The 21210-nt window shown below is 50.7% G+C and carries 14 protein-coding genes; 7 read left to right on the top strand and 7 right to left on the bottom strand.

What is annotated here, in order from left to right; all coding sequences use genetic code 11:
• Nucleotides 1–32 precede the first annotated feature (32 nt).
• The 5 genes from C8E01_RS06710 to C8E01_RS06690 form a co-directional block, all read right to left on the bottom strand.
• The gene (locus C8E01_RS06710; RefSeq protein ID WP_116542580.1) at nucleotides 33–395 is read right to left on the bottom strand and encodes a response regulator; all 363 of its coding nucleotides are present in this window, start codon (nucleotides 393–395) and stop codon (nucleotides 33–35) included.
• A gap of 35 nt (nucleotides 396–430) precedes the next feature.
• A complete protein-coding gene (locus tag C8E01_RS06705; protein ID WP_116542579.1) occupies nucleotides 431–1030 on the bottom strand; it encodes a chemotaxis protein CheW in 600 nt (199 codons plus the stop codon).
• A 14-nt stretch (nucleotides 1031–1044) separates the two neighbouring features.
• Nucleotides 1045–5613, bottom strand: coding sequence for a HAMP domain-containing protein (locus tag C8E01_RS06700; RefSeq protein ID WP_116542578.1), 4569 nt, complete (start codon nucleotides 5611–5613; stop codon nucleotides 1045–1047).
• 132 nt (nucleotides 5614–5745) lie between these two features.
• Entirely contained in the window at nucleotides 5746–6492 is a 747-nt protein-coding gene (locus C8E01_RS06695; protein WP_116542577.1) for a ParA family protein, read from the bottom strand.
• A 94-nt stretch (nucleotides 6493–6586) separates the two neighbouring features.
• A complete protein-coding gene (locus C8E01_RS06690; RefSeq protein WP_116542576.1) occupies nucleotides 6587–7075 on the bottom strand; it encodes a SixA phosphatase family protein in 489 nt (162 codons plus the stop codon).
• Nucleotides 7076–7242: 167 nt separating this feature from the next.
• Between C8E01_RS06690 and topA the strand changes: the two genes are divergently transcribed.
• The 3 genes from topA (at nucleotide 7243) to C8E01_RS06675 (ending at nucleotide 13647) form a co-directional block, all read left to right on the top strand.
• Entirely contained in the window at nucleotides 7243–9675 is a 2433-nt protein-coding gene (gene topA, locus C8E01_RS06685; RefSeq protein WP_116542575.1) for a type I DNA topoisomerase, read from the top strand.
• A 176-nt stretch (nucleotides 9676–9851) separates the two neighbouring features.
• A complete protein-coding gene (locus tag C8E01_RS06680; protein WP_116542574.1) occupies nucleotides 9852–10550 on the top strand; it encodes an SIR2 family NAD-dependent protein deacylase in 699 nt (232 codons plus the stop codon).
• 307 nt (nucleotides 10551–10857) lie between these two features.
• The gene (locus tag C8E01_RS06675) at nucleotides 10858–13647 is read left to right on the top strand and encodes a TonB-dependent receptor (RefSeq protein ID WP_243409456.1); all 2790 of its coding nucleotides are present in this window, start codon (nucleotides 10858–10860) and stop codon (nucleotides 13645–13647) included.
• A 103-nt stretch (nucleotides 13648–13750) separates the two neighbouring features.
• Here the strand turns inward: C8E01_RS06675 and C8E01_RS06670 are convergent, their stop codons facing one another.
• The gene (locus C8E01_RS06670) at nucleotides 13751–14830 is read right to left on the bottom strand and encodes an o-succinylbenzoate synthase (protein WP_116542573.1); all 1080 of its coding nucleotides are present in this window, start codon (nucleotides 14828–14830) and stop codon (nucleotides 13751–13753) included.
• A 138-nt stretch (nucleotides 14831–14968) separates the two neighbouring features.
• On the opposite strand from C8E01_RS06670, the gene egtB reads away from it, so the two are divergent.
• The 4 genes from egtB (at nucleotide 14969) to C8E01_RS06650 (ending at nucleotide 19466) form a co-directional block, all read left to right on the top strand.
• Nucleotides 14969–16234 (top strand): ergothioneine biosynthesis protein EgtB, encoded by a 1266-nt coding sequence (gene egtB / locus C8E01_RS06665; RefSeq protein WP_116542572.1) that lies wholly within the window; start codon nucleotides 14969–14971, stop codon nucleotides 16232–16234.
• A gap of 4 nt (nucleotides 16235–16238) precedes the next feature.
• Entirely contained in the window at nucleotides 16239–17246 is a 1008-nt protein-coding gene (egtD, locus tag C8E01_RS06660; RefSeq protein WP_116542571.1) for an L-histidine N(alpha)-methyltransferase, read from the top strand.
• Between the two features lie 219 nt (nucleotides 17247–17465).
• Nucleotides 17466–18806, top strand: coding sequence for an MATE family efflux transporter (locus C8E01_RS06655; protein ID WP_116542570.1), 1341 nt, complete (start codon nucleotides 17466–17468; stop codon nucleotides 18804–18806).
• 72 nt (nucleotides 18807–18878) lie between these two features.
• Entirely contained in the window at nucleotides 18879–19466 is a 588-nt protein-coding gene (locus C8E01_RS06650; protein ID WP_116542569.1) for a DUF922 domain-containing protein, read from the top strand.
• Between the two features lie 71 nt (nucleotides 19467–19537).
• Here C8E01_RS06650 and C8E01_RS06645 read toward each other — a convergent pair whose 3' ends face one another.
• Complete coding sequence (locus tag C8E01_RS06645; protein WP_116542568.1) at nucleotides 19538–21079, bottom strand: FAD-dependent oxidoreductase; 1542 nt, start codon at nucleotides 21077–21079, stop codon at nucleotides 19538–19540.
• Nucleotides 21080–21210: the final 131 nt, after the last annotated feature.

Raw genomic sequence — 21210 nt, 5'->3', positions numbered from 1 at the left:
CAACAATGAGTACTCCTAAAGTCAGAATAAAACTATTCTCCCAGCGCCTTCTTAACGACTTCCAGCACCTTTTCCTCTGAAAAAGGTTTTACAATGTAAGAGAGGGCTCCGTACTCCAGCGCTTCATTCACTATTACCTCCTGCCCTACGGCGCTCACAATCACGATCTTCATGTCTGGCTGATCTGCTTTTATACCTTTCAGTACGTCAAGTCCTGTATTGTCTGGCAAGATCACGTCGAGGGTAATCAGGTCCGGATTGGTTTCTTTAGCCAGTTCCAGTGCTGTCTGCCCGTTTGGAGCCTCACCAACTATCTCATAACCTGCGTCTGTGAGCATGTTTTTGAGCATTGTGCGCATGTAGAAGGAGTCATCTACAATCAGAATTCTTTTCATACTTTAAAGTATAGCTTCAATTTGAATGAATTGCTTTAATTATTTTTCAACTCCCTGATTTCGTCCTGGGTCAGTATTTTGTACATGTCCAGCACAATGATCAGGCGGTTATTTACCTTGGCAATACCCTCGATGAAATTTTCGTGGATGTTGATGTCCTGCAAAAACGAAGGTGTCTTATCAATCTTGGTCATAGAAAGGTTCAGCGACTGCGGCACCTCGCGCACGATCACACCTATACTGTACTCTTTGGCTTCTATCACCAAGGTATAAGTAATATGCGGATTCACGTCACTCGCCAATGGAACAGAGCGTATGCCAAAACGCTCCTCCAGATTCATGATAGCGATAATATCACCACGAATATTGGCCACACCTTTGATAAAATCAGGCGTACGCGGCATACGTGTTACATTTGGAGTTACCGTTACCTCTTTAACCTGGTCTATTTTGATGCCATATTCCTCCGCACCAAGCTTAAAGACGATCAGGTGAATCATCTCTTCCTTCACCGCCTGAGGCTTGGCAGGGCTCTCTTTCGCAGAATCCACCGCAGTTTCAGCCGAATTATCCGGTCTGGCTGCAACGGCTTCGGCTGCTGAAGGCCCTTCTTTTTTGTTAGTCTTATCTTTCATCAGTCCGGAACGATTTATTTACTGCTGTCCTCGCTGTTCTTATTTCTGGAGCTAACGGAGCTCAGACGCGCATTACCAGCCAATTGCTTCTGCTTAGGCTTTGTAGGCATAGAAGCCAGACGGCGGTTATTCGGGCTGTGATTAAATACCAGGTTGCCATCCACCAGTTTGAAGGCAGAGATACTGATTTGCAGGTCAGCGGCAATGTCGTTCAGGTTCTGCGAAGATGAAGTCAGTTCCTGCATCGAAGTAGACAGCTGCTTAGCTGTACTGGCTACCTGCTGCGTACCCGAGGCTGTTTGCTCGGCAATGGCTACCACTTCTTCCACGTATTTCACAACGTCTCCGATCGACGACTTCTGCACCTCGGTCGCTGTCAGGATGTCCTGCGCGGTACGGAGTGTTTCGCCGCTTGAAGCTGCAATGTTCTTAAAGGCGCCTGATGCTTCAAATGTCGCATTCTTTCCTTTCAATACGCGGCCTTCCATCGTCGAAATCGCCATCGCGGCAGAGGCCGTATCTTTTTTCACATCCTCAACCAGTGTGGCAATTTCACTCGCTGACTTGCGTGATCCTTCGGCTAGCTTACGAATCTCTTCGGCTACTACCGCGAAACCACGTCCTGCCTCACCTGCGCGGGCCGCCTCAATAGCAGCGTTTAGAGCAAGCAGGTTTGTCTGCGCTGCAATGTCAGTGATCACACCAAGTGATTTGGATATCTCTTGCGAACGGGCGCTTAGTACTTCAATCGTCTTAGAGGTAAGTGAAGCAGAACTGGAGATCTCTTCCATGTTCTTCACCACTTCTGCCACTGTCTTCAGACCCAATTGGGAGGTTTCCTCACCCAGCAAAGCTGATTTGTTCACCACTTCCGCACGGTTGGCCGTGTCTTTCGTGGTCTTCATGATTTCTTCTATCAGTTTGAAAGCCTGGTCTGTCTTAAGAGCCTGATTCTGGGCACCCTCCGCCATTTGCTGCATGGCAAGCGCCACATCCAGCGTTACGCGGTTCATTTCAAGACCTTTGTCGGCCATTTCCTCGGAAGAGCTTCCTACTACCAGCGAAGAGTCGTTGATCTCACCCAAAAGGGCGTTCAGGTTGTCAACAGCCAGGTTCAGGGCATTGGCCATGTCCAGGATATCACCAGCGGTATGGGCCTCTACTTTCTGGGTCAAATCACCCTCAGAAATGGCACGCACCACGCGGGATACTTCCAGTACCGGCGTTACAATGGACTCTAATAGATCGTTAAGGGTGTCTACCAGTTCTTTCCAGCTACCACCTACACCTTGCAGTGTGGCACGCTCGGTCAGTTTTCCTTCCACACCGGCTACTCTTGCCACACGGCTAACCTCACCCGCTAAGCGGTTCAGGTCTACCACCATGGTGTTGATGGTATCGGCCAGTTCTGCTACCTCGCCTCTTGCTTCGAGGGTCAGTTTCTGCGTCAGGTCACCTTTTGATACCGCAGTTACTACGCGTACTATTCCTCGTACCTGGGTTGTCAGGTTGGAGGCCATGGTGTTTACATTATCGGTTAGGTCTTTCCAGGTACCGCCTACGTTCGGCACGTTGGCCTGGCCACCCAGTTTACCTTCTGTACCCACTTCAAGGGCCACACGGGTTACCTCACCGGCGAAGATGTTCAGGGAGTCCACCATGCGGTTGATGTTTTCCTTCAACTCGCCCAGCTCACCCTTCACATCCACAGACACTTTCTGCGTCAAGTCACCTTTCGCAACAGCAGTGGCAACTTTAGCAATGTCGCGTACCTGTAGGGTCAGGTTACTGGCCATGGTGTTCACGTTGTCTGTCAACTCTTTCCAGGTACCACGTACTTTTGGTACATTGGCCTGACCACCTAGTCGTCCTTCCGTACCCACTTCGCGGGCAACTCTCGTTACCTCGTCCGCGAAGATGTTGAGTGAGTCCACCATCTGGTTCAGGTTCTCCTTCAGGTCCAAGATCTCACCGCGGGCTTCCACCGTGATTTTCTGGCTCAGGTCACCTTTCGCAACAGCAGTCGCAACTTTGGCAATGTCACGTACCTGAGAAGTCAGGTTGGATGCCATGTAGTTCACGTTATCCGTCAGGTCTTTCCAGGTTCCGGCTACATTTGGCACATTGGCCTGTCCGCCTAGTTTACCTTCCGTACCTACCTCGCGGGCCACTCTCGTTACTTCGTCACCGAAGATGTTGAGTGAGTCCACCATTTGGTTCAGGTTTTCTTTAAGATCAAGGATCTCACCTCTCGCCTCAACCGTGATTTTCTGGCTCAAGTCGCCTTTCGCTACCGCGGTGGCTACTTTTGCTATACCTCGTACCTGGGTTGTCAGGTTGGAGGCCATGGTATTTACATTATCAGTTAAGTCTTTCCATACACCGGCCACGTTAGGCACGTTGGCCTGTCCGCCTAGTTTACCCTCGGTACCCACTTCAAGGGCCACACGGGTTACCTCACCGGCGAAGATGTTTAGGGAGTCCACCATGCGGTTAATGTTTTCCTTTAGTTCACCGAGCTCACCCTTCACATCCACAGACACTTTCTGCGCCAAGTCGCCTTTCGCTACTGCGGTGGCTACATTGGCAATGTCACGTACCTGAAGTGTTAAGTTGGAGGCCATGGTATTCACGTTATCCGTGAGATCTTTCCAAACACCGCCCACATTCGGCACCGATGCCTGGCCGCCTAGGCGACCTTCCGTACCCACCTCTCTTGCCACACGAGTTACCTCGTCAGCAAAGATGTTGAGTGAGTCCACCATCTGGTTAAGGTTCTCTTTCAGGTCGGCTAGTTCGCCTTTCACGTTCACTGTGATTTTCTGGCTTAGGTCACCTTTCGCTACCGCAGTCGCCACATTGGCAATGTCACGTACCTGGAGCGTCAGGTTGGAGGCCATGTAGTTCACGTTATCCGTAAGCTCTTTCCAGATGCCGGCTACATTTGGCACGTTGGCCTGTCCACCCAGTATACCTTCGGTACCTACCTCACGTGCCACACGGGTTACTTCCGCGCCAAACACATTCAGTCGGTCCACCATTTCATTCAGAATATCTTTCAGGTCACCCAACTCCCCTTTCACGTCCACAGACACTTTCTGGGTCAGGTCACCTTTCGCTACCGCGGTTGCTACCTCGGCGATGTCACGTACCTGCAGGGTCAGGTTGCCAGCCATCAGGTTCACGTTGTCGGTCAGTTCTTTCCAGGTACCTTCAACATTCGGTACAGCTGCCTGCCCGCCTAGTTTACCTTCTGTTCCCACTTCACGGGCAACACGGGTTACCTCACCGGCGAAGATGTTGAGCGAGTCCACCATCTGGTTGATGATGTCTTTCAACTCGGCCATCTCACCCCGCACATTCACTGTTATTTTTTGAGTCAGGTCTCCTTTCGCCACCGCGGTAGATACGTTTGCAATGTCTCGCATTTGCGACGTTAGGTTGCTGGCCATCGTATTCACATTATCAGTCAGGTCCTTCCAAACCCCTCCTACGTTAGGCACTTTCGCCTGACCACCAAGGCGTCCCTCTGTTCCCACCTCTCTTGCCACACGGGTCACCTCGTCGGCGAAGATGTTAAGCGAGTCCACCATCTGGTTCATGTTGTCCTTCAGTTGGGCAAACTCACCGCGTACATCCACTGATATTTTCTGAGCCAGGTTACCTTTCGCCACCGCAGTCGCCACACTCGAAATGTCACGTACCTGCGAGGTCAGGTTGCTGGCCATCGTGTTTACATTGTCTGTCAGGTCTTTCCAAACACCGGCCACGTTTGGCACCGATGCCTGACCACCCAGTTTACCCTCGGTACCCACTTCAAGCGCCACACGGGTTACCTCACCTGCAAACAGGTTCAGGTTGTCAATCGTACGGTTGATGGTCTCGGCCATGACCTTGAAGTCACCCGATACCGGGATTTGGAATGTCTCGTCCAGGTTACCACGCGAAATGTTCTTCAGTACTTTACCCACTTCAAGTACCGGAACCGCGATAGAATCCACCAAACCGTTGATGTTATTGATCATGTCCTTCCAGAAACCGGAAGCGTTCTCAGCCGAGGCACGGGCTTTCAGGTTACCCTCCACACCGGCCACTTTCGAGATACGGGACACCTCGCCACCTACACCACCGATCATTTCCACCATCGAGTTGTAGGCTTCAGCGATCTCAGCGAAGATATCGTCGTTCTGTTTGGTCAGACGAACCGAGATATCCCCCTTTTTAAAGGCGTCAAGGGCATAAAGCACTTTATTAAGCTGTTCCCCAATGTATTCCGGGCTGGAGGGCAGCACCTGTTTGCGGTTTTGCTTTCCGTTAGGCGCACTTTTAACCGAAAGCGCACTGGCACCAGCATCTTTCTTGGCAGGAGTGTCGGCAGTATCAGTCTTAGCTGCCGGAGCAGCAGTAGTTGCGCTGTCCTGTTCCAATTGAGGCGTCTCCTGTTTCTCCTCCACCGTCGTAGTGGCAGCAGGAGTCTGCTGTTTCGCTTTCGAGCGCGACGGAGTCGTCTTCTCTGGTTGGCTGGTGTCTACGTCACTGATGAGCTTGTCTTTGCTCAGCTTCAAATTTTTACCTAAGGCCATATGTTTAGGGTTGTATGGGGTTTGTCATCTGTTCGGCCCTTCGTCAGCATCAGTTATAGCTGACCGGCTGAACAGTACAAAGGGAATGTTATGCAATTTACTTAAAAAATTGCGATTGTTTGCAAACACATGTTATACTTGACTGAATTCAACGGCAAGTGCAGTATAGTCTTTCGCCCCATTCGAGGAGCTGTCATAATCGAGTACACTTCTACCAAATGAAGGCGCTTCGGCCAATTTCACATTCAGCCTGATCTGACTGTCGAAAATCTTTTCTTTCACGTTTTCCTGAAGATAGGCGAGCACCTCCTGGCTCAACTTGCGCCGCACATCAAACATAACCACTACGATTCCTTTGATTTTAAGTTTCGGGTTAAAAGCTTTTTTTACTTTCGAGATGGTTTGCATGATCTGGTCCAGGCCCTGCAGGGTGAGCACTTCCATTTGCAAAGGTATAAGCACTTCATGGGCAGCTGTCAGCGCATTCAGGGTGAGTACCGAAAGTGAGGGTGGACAGTCAATCAGCACATAATCAAAGCCTTTCAGCTGCTGAAGCATAATTTTAAGGAACTGCTCCCGGTCCGGCTGCGATACAAGCGATATCTCCACATCTACCAGCTCATTCGAACCCGGTGCTACCCATAGGCCGTCTTTCTCGACCAAAATATCTTTTATGGAATGAGTGCCTAAAAAGGCTTCGGCCAGCGTATGGTCGGGCGAGGAAACAGCGAGGCTGTACGATAAATTACTTTGCGGGTCGAGATCAACCAGGAGTACCTTATGCCCTAATTTGCTTAATGCGCTGCCCAGGTTAATGGTGGTGGTGGTTTTGCCTGTGCCGCCTTTTTGGTTAATAACGGCTACTATTTTGGTTTTCATCCGGCTGTTTGATGATCAGGTATAGGTGCGAATTTAATTGTTCTAAAGCTATCAAAAATAATTGACAAATTATGTCACAGGGCCATCTACGGCTTCAAGGCTGCGCAAAATGCGATTCCAGTGTTCCATTCTTGACGTGTAGTTCCTGCCAGGTGGCCAGGTCCAGTTTAATTGCGTAGGCGCCTGCGGGGTCGAGGTAGCCTACATGCTGGGCTGAAATCGTGCGGGTCAGACTTGTTATACCAGGGTTATGACCCACCAGCACTACCCGTGTGACATGGTCAGGCAGTTTCCCCAGCACATTAATCAGCACACTCTCCCGCGCGTTGTAGAAGTCCGGTACGTACTCGATCTGCTCTTCATCAAAATAAAGTTTCTCAGCTACCAATCGGGCGGTCATACCGGCCCTGGGGGCCGGACTGCTTAAGATCGCATCCACTTTCTGGAACGTGTCGCGGAGCCATTTTCCGGTAATACGAGCCTGATGCTGCCCATTTTTTGTAAGTTCCCGCTCAAAGTCAGGTTGGAGCGGGAAAGGATCATTTGACTCTGCATGGCGGCAAATGACTAACAGTCGTTGCATATAAATATAAAAAGGGTCCGTATAGAGAGTTAAGCTACTAAAAACAGCCTGTTTACCAAAACAATGTAGCCATGTTAAACCTATGTTATCAATTTCAGGTTGTATATGTTTGAAAAAAAATTTGAACTTTGGGCAAAATTCAAACGAATCGCCCCTAAATATAAAGGATGATAAAAAATCTAGTCATAGTCGAGTCACCGGCCAAGGCCAAAACGATTGAAGGATATCTGGGAAAAGATTTTGTAGTGAAATCGAGTTTCGGCCATGTGCGGGACCTGCCTAAAGACAACAACGCTATCGATATCAAAAATAAGTTTAAACCAACTTACGTGATATCGAGCGACAAAAAGGAAGTAGTATCACAGTTAAAAAAACTAGCCAAGGAAGCGGAAACCGTATGGCTCGCATCGGACGATGACCGCGAGGGGGAAGCTATTTCGTGGCACCTGACCGAAGCCCTGGACTTGAACGTTGCGAAAACTCGCCGCATCGTTTTCCGGGAAATTACCAAAAACGCCATCCTGAACGCCATTAGCTCCCCGCGTGGCATCGACATGGACCTGGTAAACGCGCAGCAGGCCCGCCGTGTGCTTGACCGCCTGGTGGGTTTCGAGCTATCGCCAGTGCTCTGGAAAAAGATCAAGACCGGTCTTTCCGCCGGACGGGTACAATCTGTGGCCGTACGCCTGGTGGTGGAGCGTGAGCGCGAGATTGAGAAATTCAACGCCGAGCCGACTTTCCGGATTACTGCACAGTTTGATGTGCAGGGCAAGACTCTGGAAGCAGAACTTCCAACAAAATTCAAAACAGAAGATGAGGCGCAGGCATTTCTGCAGCGCTGCATCGGAGCAATCTATACCATTGGCAACCTCGAGACCAAACCACTCAAGCGCAGCCCTGCTCCTCCCTTCACGACCTCTACTCTACAGCAGGAGGCCAGCCGCAAGCTCTACTTCTCAGTAGCCCAGACCATGACGGTAGCGCAGCGCCTGTACGAAGCCGGTAAGATCTCCTACATGCGTACCGACTCCCTCAACCTGTCGGATGAGGCAATACAAGGGGCATCAAATGCTATCCGCAACTCCTTCGGAGAGAAGTACGTGAAGACTCGTCGCTTCAAAACCAAATCATCTGGAGCACAGGAAGCGCACGAAGCCATTCGCCCAACTGATTTTACGCAGTTGACTGCCAGCAGCGACCGCAACGAGCAGCGCCTGTACGAGCTGATCTGGAAGCGTGCAATTGCCTCCCAGATGGCGGATGCTGAGATCGAAAAGACGACGGCCACGATTGACATTTCCACACAGCCTGACAAACTGGTAGCTACCGGTGAGGTGATTAAGTTTGAAGGATTCCTGAAGGTATACATCGAGTCGAAAGACGACGAAGAAGGCAGTGATGAAGATGTGAAAGGCATGCTGCCGCCCCTGAGCATTGGCCAGACACTTGGTTTGCGCCAGATGCAGGCAACCCAGCGCTACTCTCGCCCGGCACCAAGGTATACGGAAGCCAGCCTGGTAAAGAAACTGGAAGAAATGGGTATCGGCCGACCATCGACTTACGCACCTACTATCTCCACGGTTCAGAAACGTGGCTATGTGGAGAAAGACAGTCGGGAAGGCAAAGAGCGTAAATTTAACGTGCTCACCCTGAAAAGTGACCAGATAACTGCACAGACCAAAACCGAAATAACGGGTGCTGAGAAAAACAAGCTCTTTCCAACGGATATGGCTATGGTAGTGAACGACTTCCTGGTCGAGCATTTCCCGAATGTAATCGACTATTCTTTCACCGCACGTGTGGAGGCTGAGTTTGACGAGATCGCACAAGGGCAGCAGGAATGGGAACAGATGCTGGAGAATTTCTATGAGAAATTTCATAAGCGCATCGAAAACAGCGAGAACATCAACCGTGCTGACGTATCCGGTGCGCGTGAGGTAGGGATAGATCCTGTGTCTGGACAGAAAATTATAGCCAAGCTGGGTCGTTTTGGACCTTATGTGCAATTGGGTGAGGAAAACACAGAAACCGGTGAGAAGCCGGTTTATGCCAGTTTACGCAAAGGCCAGTTTCTTGAAAGCCTGACGCTGGAAGACGCACTGGACTTGTTCAAACTGCCCCGCATTGTAGGTATGTATGAAGACAAAGAAATGAAGGCTGCCATTGGTCGTTTCGGCCCTTACATCAGTCATGCCAGCAAGTTCTACTCGCTACCCAAGACAATGGACCCGATGACGGTAACGGCCGAGGAGGCAGTTGCCCTGATCGAGGCCAAGCGCAAGGCAGATGCAGAGAAACTGATCAAATCGTTCCCGGAGAACCCGGAGGTACAGGTGCTTAACGGCAGGTATGGCCCTTACATTGTGGTAGGCAAGAAGAACGTAAAAATACCGAAAGGCAAAGAGCCGGCTGAACTGACCCTGCAGGAGTGTTTGGATCTGGCGGAGCAGACCCCGGAAAAGAAAGGCCGCGGCGGATTCAAGAAAAAAACGGAAACCGCTACAGCCGAGAAGAAACCAGCAGCTAAAAAGACAGCAGCCAAGAAACCAGCAACGAAAAAACCGGCAGCAAAGAAAGCCGTCGCACCAAAGAAGAAATAATATTAAAAAAGCCGCTCCAAACCGAGCGGCTTTTTTGCGTTATACCTATACCAGTAGTTAAGTCCACAAGTATAGGTATAGGTATAGGTATAGGTATAACGTATCGGCTTTGGTGAGGCGCAGATCAAACCTGATCGGGTTGCAGGCAGTATTTAAAACAAACGAAACAACTCCAGATGGCAAAGAAAAAACTCGTTGTGCTCTCAGGGGCAGGTATAAGTGCAGAAAGCGGCATTGCCACCTTCCGTGACGCAAACGGACTTTGGGAAGGGCACGATGTGATGGAAGTAGCCTCCCCGCAGGGATGGCGCAAAAACCCGGAGCTGGTGCTGGATTTCTATAACCAGCGCCGGAAAAACGCGCACAGCGTGCAACCCAATACAGGTCACAAAATTCTAGTTGAGCTGGAGCAGGACTTCGATGTCAAGATCATCACACAAAACGTGGATGACCTGCACGAGCGTGCTGGCTCTACCGATGTCATCCACCTGCATGGGAAGCTTTTTGAAAGTCGCAGCACCCTCGATCCTAAATTAATTTACCCGATGGAAGGCTGGCAGTTGAACCTGGGTGATAAATGCGAACGAGGGTCGCAGCTGCGGCCCAACATAGTGTGGTTCGGAGAACCGGTGCCCATGATGGAGCAGGCAATGGAAGAAACCATGCGAGCCGACATCTTTCTGGTGGTAGGTACCTCGCTGGTCGTATATCCTGCTGCCGGACTGGTAGATCTGGTACCTGATGATGCGCCCATCCTGGTCGTAGACCCCAACCTTCCCTATGTGCGTTCTCGCCCCAGCCTGCACCTGTTCGAAGAAAAGGCAAGCACAGGTATGCACAAAGTCAAAACATTGCTTCTGGAAAAATATCTGTAAGGCAATACCTGCCACGCCAGGCTCCTGGTTCAAAATCAGCGTACAGGCTTTGCGCAAGTCACTCTTTTCAGATGGGGAGGCCGGGTTGCTCACATCCAATCCTGGAGGATGTTTCATCCTGAAAGATCCTCTTTCTCCCCCTATCGGATAATTCCCCGGAAATATTTTTGATTGATGGTTAAACCTTCACAGCTAACGCATGCTCTAAAGGTTTCAGTAAAGGGTGATCCTTCACGGGAGTCACCCTGATTAAGCATTACCCCAATAAAGCAGTACACTAAAGTCCCACTACTACACAACATCTAGAATGAGAAAGTTATTCTCTCTGCTGGTCATGCTGATCGGCTTTTCACAAATATACGCACAGACGGTTACCGGCACAGTGCAGAGCGCTACAGACAAGAGCGGCCTGCCGGGTGCCAGCGTGGTTATGAAACGTGCCGCCAGCGAGGCGATTCTGACTACCTCGACCGATGTGCAGGGCGCCTTCCGTTTTGAGCGAGTGCCTTCCGGGAGTTATACTCTGGAAGTTCGTTACCTGGGTTACGACCTGCTAACCAGATCGGTACAGGTAGCACAGGCCCCAATCAACCTGGGTGTATTGAGCATGCAGGAGCAAAACACCCGCCTGGGTGAAGTACAGATTATCGGACGTGCCCCGCTCGGCGAGCAGAAGGGTGACACATCGCAGTTTAATGCCAAGGCCTTTAAAACAGCGCCAGACGCCAGCGCGGAAGATCTGGTAACCAAAATGCCAGGTGTGCAGGTGCAGGACGGCCGCATACAGGCACAGGGCGAGGAAGTGCGCCAGGTGATGATCGACGGAAAACGCTATACCGGCGAAGACGTGACCTCAGCCATGCGCAACATCTCATCCGACATGATCGAGAATGTGCAAATTTTTGATGCGCAGAGCGACCAGGCGGCATTCAGTGGTTTCGAGGATGGCAACCGGCTGAAGACCATTAACTTCATCACCAGAAAAGACCGTCGGCAAGGCTATACCGGCAAGATCTCGGCAGGTTACGGCACCGATGACCGCTACATGGCTGGTGCAGCCATCAACTACTTCAACAATGACCGCCGCATCACGGTAACCGGTCTGACCAATAACATCAACATGTTCGACTTCTCGATCGGCGAAACACCGGGTGGTGGTATGCGCGGCCGTAGAGGCGGCTGGGGCGGTGGCTCCCCGATAGGCATCATCAACACAAACAATTTCGGTATAAACTACCAAGACAAGTGGGGTAAGAAGATGGATGTGAGCGCCAACTACAACTATTCTAACCGTGACATTGTGAACGACCAGTACCGCTTCCGCGATTTCGTGTCTGACGAGGCAGGGCTGCAGTATACGGAAGACGCCAACAACAGAGACCGTGAAGACGGCCATCGCCTGAACATGCGCCTGCAGTATAACATCAACGAGAACAACCGCCTGCTCGTAACGCCAAGTCTGCGCGTACAGAACGATGAAGGCTTCACCGGCAGAAATGCACGTACTTTTGATTTGAATGGTACATTGTCAGAGTCTTTGAACCGTTCTAGCTCAGACAATACGTCCTTTAACTTCAACAACAACATCCTCTACTCGAAGCGCTTCGGCGACTCGGGCCGCATTCTGACAACCAACTTCAACACCAGCATCAACAATGTGGACGGTGATGGTTTCCAGTATGAGCAAACCCAGAACTTTGAGAATCCTGACCGAAACGTACTGCGTGACCAGTACATCCGTCTGGATCGTACAAACTTCAGCTGGTCAGGAGGCACGAACTACTCGCAGCGTTTAGGTGAGAAATCACGCCTGCAGTTCGAATACAACATCGGCAACCAGATGCGTGACTCGGACCGCAGAACGTATGACTACGTAGAAACTGCCGGTGAATATGCTGATTTCAACATGCCATTGAGCAGCACATTCAAGAGCGATTACCTCTCGCAAAGTGTGGGCCCAAGCTACCAGTACCGTAACGACAAGGCCAGGTTGCAGTTGAATGCCCGATACGAGTTCGCCACCCTAGACACTGACAGCCAGTTCCCGGTTGACCTCGATCCCCTGAAGCGCAAATTCAACAATTTCCTGCCTTCTGCAGAGTATGAGTACAAGTTCTCTCAGTCGCAGAACCTGACGCTCAACCTGAGAACCAACACCAACGCACCATCTGTGGAGCAGCTACAGGAAGTGCTGGACATCTCTAACCCGCTGCAGGCTCGTATCGGTAACGCAGATCTGGATCAGGATTACCAGACGCGCTTCAACGCGCGTTACCGTAACTTCAATGCTGAAACCAACCGCGTGTTCTTTATCGGTATGTTCGGTACCATGACCAACAATTACGTAGCCAACAGCGTGTATACAACCAATGTGCCGGAGGGTATAGCCGAAGGGTATGAGTTCCGACCAGGTGCGCGCCTGAGCCGCCCTGTGAACATGGACGGTTTTTACAATGTGCGCTCTTTCTTCAACTACGGACAGCCGCTCAACTTCATCAGTTCAAACTTTAACGTGAACGGCTCGGTGGGTTACTCCAGAATTCCAGGTATGATTGACGAGCAGGTAAACTATTCTAACAACACGAACCTGGGCGCCGGTTTTAACATCAGCAGTAACATCAGTGAGAAAATTGACTTTACGGTGTCTACCTTCTCGAGCTACAACATTGTATCGAATACACTGCGCACTACCCAGAACAACAATTTCTTCAACCAAAACACGAGTCTCCGTTACAACTGGATACTCTGGAAAGACCTGGTTTACCGCACTGAGCTGAACCACCAGTACAACTCTGGTCTCTCAGCAGGCGTGGATAACAGTTTCCTCCTTTGGAACATGAGTCTGGGCAAGAAGATTTTCAAAGACAAGCAGGGCGAAATTAGCCTGAGCGTGAACGACCTGATGAACCAGAACGTGAGCATTCGCCGCAATGTGACAGAATCTTATGTAGAAGACGTGCAGTCTACTGTGCTGCAGCGCTTCTTCATGCTGACCTTCTCTTACAACATCCGCAGCTACAAAGGAGCCCCGGCCACTGAAGAGAACTTGCAGCGTGGCCCGGGTATGTACCGCGGCGGTCGTCCGGGTTCGAACTAAGCCATTTACCAGTCTTTATTTAAAAGAGGCCTGCAAGTTATGCAGGCCTCTTTTTGTTTTAAGGCAGTACCCAGAAAAGTATAGGTATAGGTATAGGTATAAGTTAAACCGGTTTCTGCAGCTCGCCCCATGCCCCATTGCTGTACCATAGCCAGCCTTTTCTTATTTGCAGTGGAGATGCAATGTTGTTATGGTATAACTGCCCGGTGCCAAGACCCTGCGGGATACTAATGTCCTTCCCAGCCGTAAACTGGCTGATTGCGTTTAGTCCGATATTCGACTCCAGAGCCGAAGTCATCCACCAGTCGATGCCGCGTTCTTCTGCCAGCCTGATCCAATCCGCACTCGCTTGTAGGCCGCCTACCAGGGTTGGCTTCAGGATGATGTATTGTGGCTTTACAAAATCCAGTAGCTCCATTTGTAGAGCTGTTTCCTGTACACCGATCAATTCCTCGTCGAGCGCGATCGGAACGGGGGTGTAGGCACAGAGCTGCTGCATCTGTTCGGGTTGCCCTTGTCGGATGGGTTGCTCTATGGAGTGCAGGTTATACCTGGCCAGTCGTTCCAGTTTGCGGAAGGCCTCGTCGGGCGCGAAGGCACCGTTGGCATCCACCCGTATGGTCAGGTCTTCCGGCCCGGCAACTTCCCGGATCTGGTGCAGTAAGTCGAGTTCTGTGGCAAAATCCAGGCTGCCGATCTTCAGTTTCAGACAGGTATAGCCCTCCGCCAGTTTTTTCCTGATTTGTTCCTGCATGAAGTCCTTCTCTCCCATCCAGATCAGGCCGTTAATAGGTATACCTGCCGTGCCCTGGCTGAACTCGCTGGTATATAGGATTTTCCTTCCTCCCTGTTTCAAATCCAATAGGGCTGTTTCGAGCGCAAACCGGATGGCCGGCCAATCACGCAATTCGGCAGACTTTAGCATCTGCTGCAATTCATCTACAGCCAAATGCTGCTCATTCACAGCTGCTGCCAATTGACTGAGTTTAGCTTCCAGTTCAGGGCGTGCGTCGATGCTCAGACCCGGAAGCGGTGCACATTCGCCCACGCCAGTAACCTTCGGGTTTTCCGAATCGTGAAGCTCGAAGTAGTATACCTGGTGCACGCGCATAGCACCGCGTGAGGTGCGCGCATCGAATTTAAACTGAAGCTGATGAGGCGTAACGGACAGCAATAATGGCATATCGGCGTAAAATTTAGAATTCCTAAAATCGGCTTGTCGTAAACAAAGTACGTAGAAAAAGAGTTAATACGACAGTTTGCAGCACTCTAATACTTCGAATATACCTGCTTCTATACCGCTTCCTGATCTCTACACACTATGACTACGATTACCGCCACCATCAGCCAGACCATAATTGAGCGATTCAAACAGATTCGGACCCAAACTGAAAAGATCTGTTCTCCCCTGGAGCCGGAAGATACCGTGGTGCAGCCGATGATAGACGTGAGTCCACCTAAATGGCATATGGCGCATACGACTTGGTTTTTTGAACAGTTTGTGTTAGGGCCATACCTGAAAAACTACAAGGTGTTTCACCCCAACTATGCTTACCTGTTCAACTCCTATTACAACTCGGTGGGCAACCGCGTGCAGCGGGCAGAAAGAAGTACGCTTACACGCCCTCCTCTGCGGGATGTTTATGCGTATCGCAGGCATGTGAACGAGAAAATGGGTGAACTGCTGCTAACCGTGAGCGATGACCAACTCGAAGAGCTGCTTCCCGTGCTCGAGCTGGGCCTACAGCACGAACAGCAGCACCAGGAGCTACTGATCACCGACATCAAATACATTCTCAGCACCAATCCCCTCTTACCGGCCTATGCCGAAGCCAGTACAGCCTTATCATCTAAATATCCAGGGAAACCGAAGTTTCTGGAGGTGCCTGGCGGCATTTACCGCATTGGGTTTCAGGGAGAGGGCTTTTGCTTTGACAATGAGTTAGGCGTGCACGAGGTGTTGCTCGCTGACTTCAGCGTTATGAACCGACTGGTGACAAATGCCGAGTACCTGGAGTTTATGCAGGACGGCGGGTATAGCGACTTTCGATTCTGGCTGGATGAAGGCCTGGCCATGGTACGCAACAACAATTTGAAAGCTCCCCTGTATTGGCTGGAACAGGACGGTGACTGGTACCAGTATACCTTGCAAGGATTGGAGAAACTGGACTTACACAAGCCTGTTAGCCATATCAGCTTTTACGAAGCACAGGCCTATGCTGCCTGGTCCGGAAAACGGCTACTGACTGAGTTTGAATGGGAAGCCACCACACAGGTATACCAGCCCAAAGCAGGAAACTTTCAGGAGTCTGGAATCTATGAACCCACGGTGGCCACACAAAGTCTGGGTATGCAGCAACTCTATGGTGATGCCTGGGAATGGACCTACAGTGCTTATCACCCCTATCCCGGTTTCTCAACCGCCGCCGGGGCGCTTGGCGAATACAATGGCAAGTTCATGATCAACCAGATGGTATTGCGCGGAGGTTCCTGCGCCACGCCTGAGCGCCACATCAGAACCACTTACCGTAACTTCTTTCACCCTGACAAACGCTGGCAGTTCACCGGAATCAGACTGGCACAATAATACTATGCTATTACAAACAACCTCCAATACATTGATTGACCTCTCGCGCAAAACCGACGGCAGCCAGGATCGTGCTGCATTCGCCAAAGACGTGGCGGAAGGCTTAAGCCAGCATCCGAAAAAATTGTCATCCCGCTATTTTTACGACGCCACAGGGAGTCGGCTTTTCCAGGAGATCATGGCGTTGCCCGAGTATTACCTGACGCGCGCCGAGTTTAGTTTGATACGGCAGCACCGATCAGCTATGGCAAAGGCTTTTGCAGCCGGCGGTTTTTTTCACCTCGTCGATCTGGGTGCCGGAGATGCCATGAAGACGAAGCTTTTGCTGCAGGAACTGGTCAGTCAAGAAAAGCCCTTTGACTACGTACCGATGGATATATCTGGAGCTGCGATGAAGGAACTCAGCAAAAATCTGCAGCAGGAGCATCCGGACATGCATGTGCAAGCGGTCGTGGCGGAGTACGTTACCGGACTGCAATGGCTCGAACAGCACTTAACAGAGCGAAAGGTCGTCCTGTTTCTGGGTTCTAACATTGGCAATTTTGAGCGCGAAGAAGGCCTGGAGTTTGTCAGCCAGATCAGGCAGCACCTTCATCCAGGCGACCTCTTTCTATTGGGTGTGGACTTATCCAAAGATCCGGATACTATTCTGGCTGCCTACAACGATGCAAGCGGAATAACCGCCGCTTTTAACCTGAACTTACTGGATCGTATCAACCGGGAGCTGGGCGGAAACTTCGACCTGGATGCATTCAAGCACTTTGCATTATACGACCCACAGTTGGGCGTTATGAAAAGCTTTTTGGTTAGTCAGCGGGCGCAAGAGGTATACCTGGAAGCCACGCAAACGCGTTATACCTTTGCAGCCTGGGAAGCAGTTCACACGGAAAATTCACATAAGTACACATTACAGCAAGCCAAAGAAATGGGAAGCACGGCCGGTTTTGAACTCGTCACTTCCTATCTTGACGCAGAAGGCCACTTTGCTGACATGCTTTTTAAAGCCGTTTAATTACGCTCTTATACTTTTACCAACTCGCTCATGGATAACAAAAAGATCATTCTAACAGCTGCGCTGGTCTTGCTCCCGATTCCGGCAAAAGCCATTCTGGCAAAGTTACGCAGCCTAAGAGAAGCTTCCTGATCTGATCTAAATAAGGTACAAAAGCCACCGCACTGGTGTCGGGCAAAGGAAAAAGCGCTAATTTTGCAGTCCTTTTCCTGACACCCGATGATATCATTAGAATACAAAGAGCACTTCCGTAAAAATTTCATGCTGGCATACCCTGTTGTGTTAAGTCAGCTGGGGCATATTATGGTGAGTGTCGTCGACAGTATGATGGTAGGGCAGATCGGTACTGTACCTTTGGCGGCGGCATCGCTTGGCAACAGTATTTTCACCATCACGCTGGTATTTGGGCTGGGTGTCTCGTACAGCATCACGCCTTTGATTGCCGCAGCAGATGGCCGGCGCAACTATACCCGCATCTCGCTGCTATTGCTTAATGGCTTGTTCTCCAATCTGCTGCTGGGCATCCTCCTCTTCATAGCCGGGTACTTTTTTTCTCCTTACATCACCTGGCTAAACCAACCGGAAGAAGTGGTCAGACAGGCCATTCCTTATATCAATATCCTGTTCCTGTCTATGGTGCCGCTGATGGTGTTTCAGGCTTTTCGCCAGTTTGCAGAAGGGCTCTCCCTCACCAAGCAGGCTATGTATATATCTGTTATAGCCAATGGCCTAAACGTGGTGCTCAATTACATTTTTATTTATGGTAAGCTGGGATTTGAGCCCATGGGATTGGTAGGTGCGGGTTGGGCTACTTTGATCTCGCGCATCATCATGGCCCTGATGATGGGTGGTTATGTGCTTTATGCCAAGCGCTTCGCTGCCTTCCACCGTTTCCTCACCTTCCGGCACCTGTCTTTTGTACACATGTACCACATCTTTCGGCTGGGTCTTCCCATCTCCGGGCAAATGGTGTTCGAAATGGGCGCCTTCAGCTTCTCTGCCATCATGATCGGGTGGCTGGGCGCACGGGAACTGGCCGCACACCAAATCGCCATTAACGTAGCCTCGGTTACCTATATGATGGCGAGCGGTATCGCTGCGGCGGCTACTATCCGGGTGGGAAACCAGAAAGGACTCCGTAATTACAGAGCCATGCAGGTGGCCGGCACCAGTAGCTTTGTAATGGGGGTCTTGTTCATGATGATCAGCGGACTTCTTATGATTGCTGGGAAAAATTTTATACCTTCCCTCTACCTGGACGATCAAGTTGTGATCGAACTTGCCTCTACCCTGCTGATCATCGCGGCACTGTTCCAGATTTCGGATGGAGTGCAGGTAGTTGGACTAGGCGCGCTGCGGGGTCTGGAAGATGTACGTATACCTGGGCTTATCTCGCTGGTCGCTTATTGGGTGATTGGCCTGCCGGTTGGGTATATCCTCTGCTTTAAACTCGATTTCGGCGTGCACGGCGTCTGGACCGGTTTGTTAGTTGGTTTATCTGTCGCCGCTATACTCCTATTTTGGCGCTTTAAAATGCTAAGCAGCAGGCTTAGCAAATAAAATAATGCAATAGTGGCACCTATTTACATGTGACACTGTTGCCCCGATAGAGACTTTTTAAACTTTTAGCCGATGTTTATCATTACTCTACTCCTTAGCCTACTGGTGGGCTTGCTATTGCCGCATTCCACCCCAGCCGGTTCGCCGGAGTCTGTTATTTATGTTCCGAACACAGCACACCTCAGCGTTTCTAATAATGAACAGCTGGCATGGTCTGCAAACCGGAAACTGAACTGGGAAGATTTCAGGGGCACTCCTGAGTCTGACAATCCGCACCATGCCCTTACTGCCGCTAACCTGGCCGTAGATGCACGTTGCAAAGACAATAAGTTTTACTACGAGGTAAAGTGCGTGTTCCTGCCGGGTGAGTCCTGGTCTAAGAACAAAAAGTCAGAGAAGCTGTTGGCACACGAGCAACTGCATTTCGATCTCACAGAGGTGCATGCCCGCCTATTACGTAGAGAGTTGAAAGAACTTGGAATGTCTTGCGGCAACCTGAAAACCAACCTCAACACCACTGTTGGCAACGCATTCAAGGCGTGGAAAGCCGAGCAGGATCATTTCGACAAAGTATCCCGCCATGGACTCGATGCACAGGTACAGCAGGATTGGAATGAACGCATATCACAGCGTCTGAAAGAACTCGACGCCTGGAAATAACACATCAATCAGAAAAGCCCTGCTTTGCTAAGTTGCAAAGCAGGGCTTTTTTGTGAGCTTTGGGCAGGTGTTTATTCTGCCGGCCCCAGGTCTTTGGTTGCCGGACCGGTAATTACCCTACCGAATGGATCGAAACGGGAGCCGTGGCAAGGACAATCCCAGGAGCTTTCTACTTCGTTCCAGTGCACCACGCATCCCAAGTGCGTACACACTGCTGAACATTGGTGCCGCACGCCATCCTGGTCGCAGTACACGGCCACTTTACTTATACCTTTGCGCATGATTTTGCCCGTTCCCGGCGTCACTTCCATAGGGTCCTTCACCTCTCCGGGCGTCACAAAATCTTTGAATTGAGCGGCCACGTTGATATTTTCTTTCAAAAATTCTCCCACCGATTTGCTGTTCTTACGGCTAGGGTCGTAGAGCTTTTCCCACGGATTTGGTTTACCCTGTATCAGGTCGGTGATCAGCATACCGGCAATAGTGCCATGCGTCATACCGTGGCCCGAATCGCCTGTGGCGATGTATACATTTTCAGAATCACCCGGATTGCGTCCTATGAAACCAAGCCCGTCAACTGGCTCCAACACCTGGCCTGACCAGCGGTAGACCACTTCCTTGGCCATCGGGAAATGCTTGCGGGTCCATCGCTCGAGCGCGTCGAATCGCTCACTCAGGTGATCGCCCTGCCCGGTTTTGTGATCCTCCCCCCCTACGATCAGCAGGTCAAGCTCCTCTGCATTCTCCCCGCCTGTTTTGCCTTTCAGCAGACGGACATAATGATAAGGATCTTCCATGTCCCAATAAAGCGCGTCGGGTACATCGCCCTGCCGTACCGCAAGTCCAATGGCGTAGGTCCGGTAAGGCGCCTGTTTCGTGTGCATCGTCACCATATCATTGATCGGCGTGTTGGTCGTCACCACCAAGTGATTGGCTGCTACTGCATGGCCCTCTTTCGAAACAACCGTCACTACCGGACCCGTGTCAAAGCGCTCTACCTTGGTTTTGGTGTAGATGCGTCCCCCTGCGTTGATAAAAGCATTAGCCAGAGCAGACAGGTATTTCAGGACGTGAAAGTGCGCCTGGTTGGGGTATTGCAGAGATGGAAAGTCCGTCAGCGTGCTCAGCGGACTGTGCTTACGCAGTACCACATCCATCCAGCCAATTTTCTGCAGCGCCTCCAGTTCCTTCATCAGGTCATCCTGCTGCTGATTGTCTGAAGCGAAGAGATAACCATCTACCCGTGCAAAATCGCAGTCTATTTTTTCATCCTTTATAATTTCTTCGATCTTGTCGATTGCCTTTCCGTGGCTTTGGGCAGCCAGGCGGGCACCGTCCTCTCCATGGAGGCGGATCAGTTCGTCAAAGCGCTCATCCAGCGCATTGGACAAATGAGCCGTCGTGCGGCTTGTTTCGCCACCTCCCACTTCCTTGGCCTCCAGCAAGACAACGTCACGTCCCTCTTTTGCCAAAAGGTAGGCCGTGGTGACACCTGCTATACCTGCACCGACAATGCAGACATCACATTTAATATTGTCGTGAAGGGGTTGCGTAACGGGCATCGCTATATTTTCGACCCACACGGGTAAACTAGCTCCAGATTCTCTTTTCATAGTTTTTAAGGTTTTGCAATAGCTTCGGCTTACTTATACTTTTAGCTTTTTTAACAGTAAGAAAGCCAGTTGCATAGGATACGCGGGTATAGGCCTAATGTTACTGAAGAAGCCAATAGCAAGGCGCTACA

It is taken from the genome of Pontibacter virosus (genome assembly GCF_003096355.1).
Lineage (GTDB): Bacteria > Bacteroidota > Bacteroidia > Cytophagales > Hymenobacteraceae > Pontibacter > Pontibacter virosus.
Note: the sequence above shows the minus strand (reverse complement) of the source record. Positions and strands in the feature narration are given on the sequence as shown.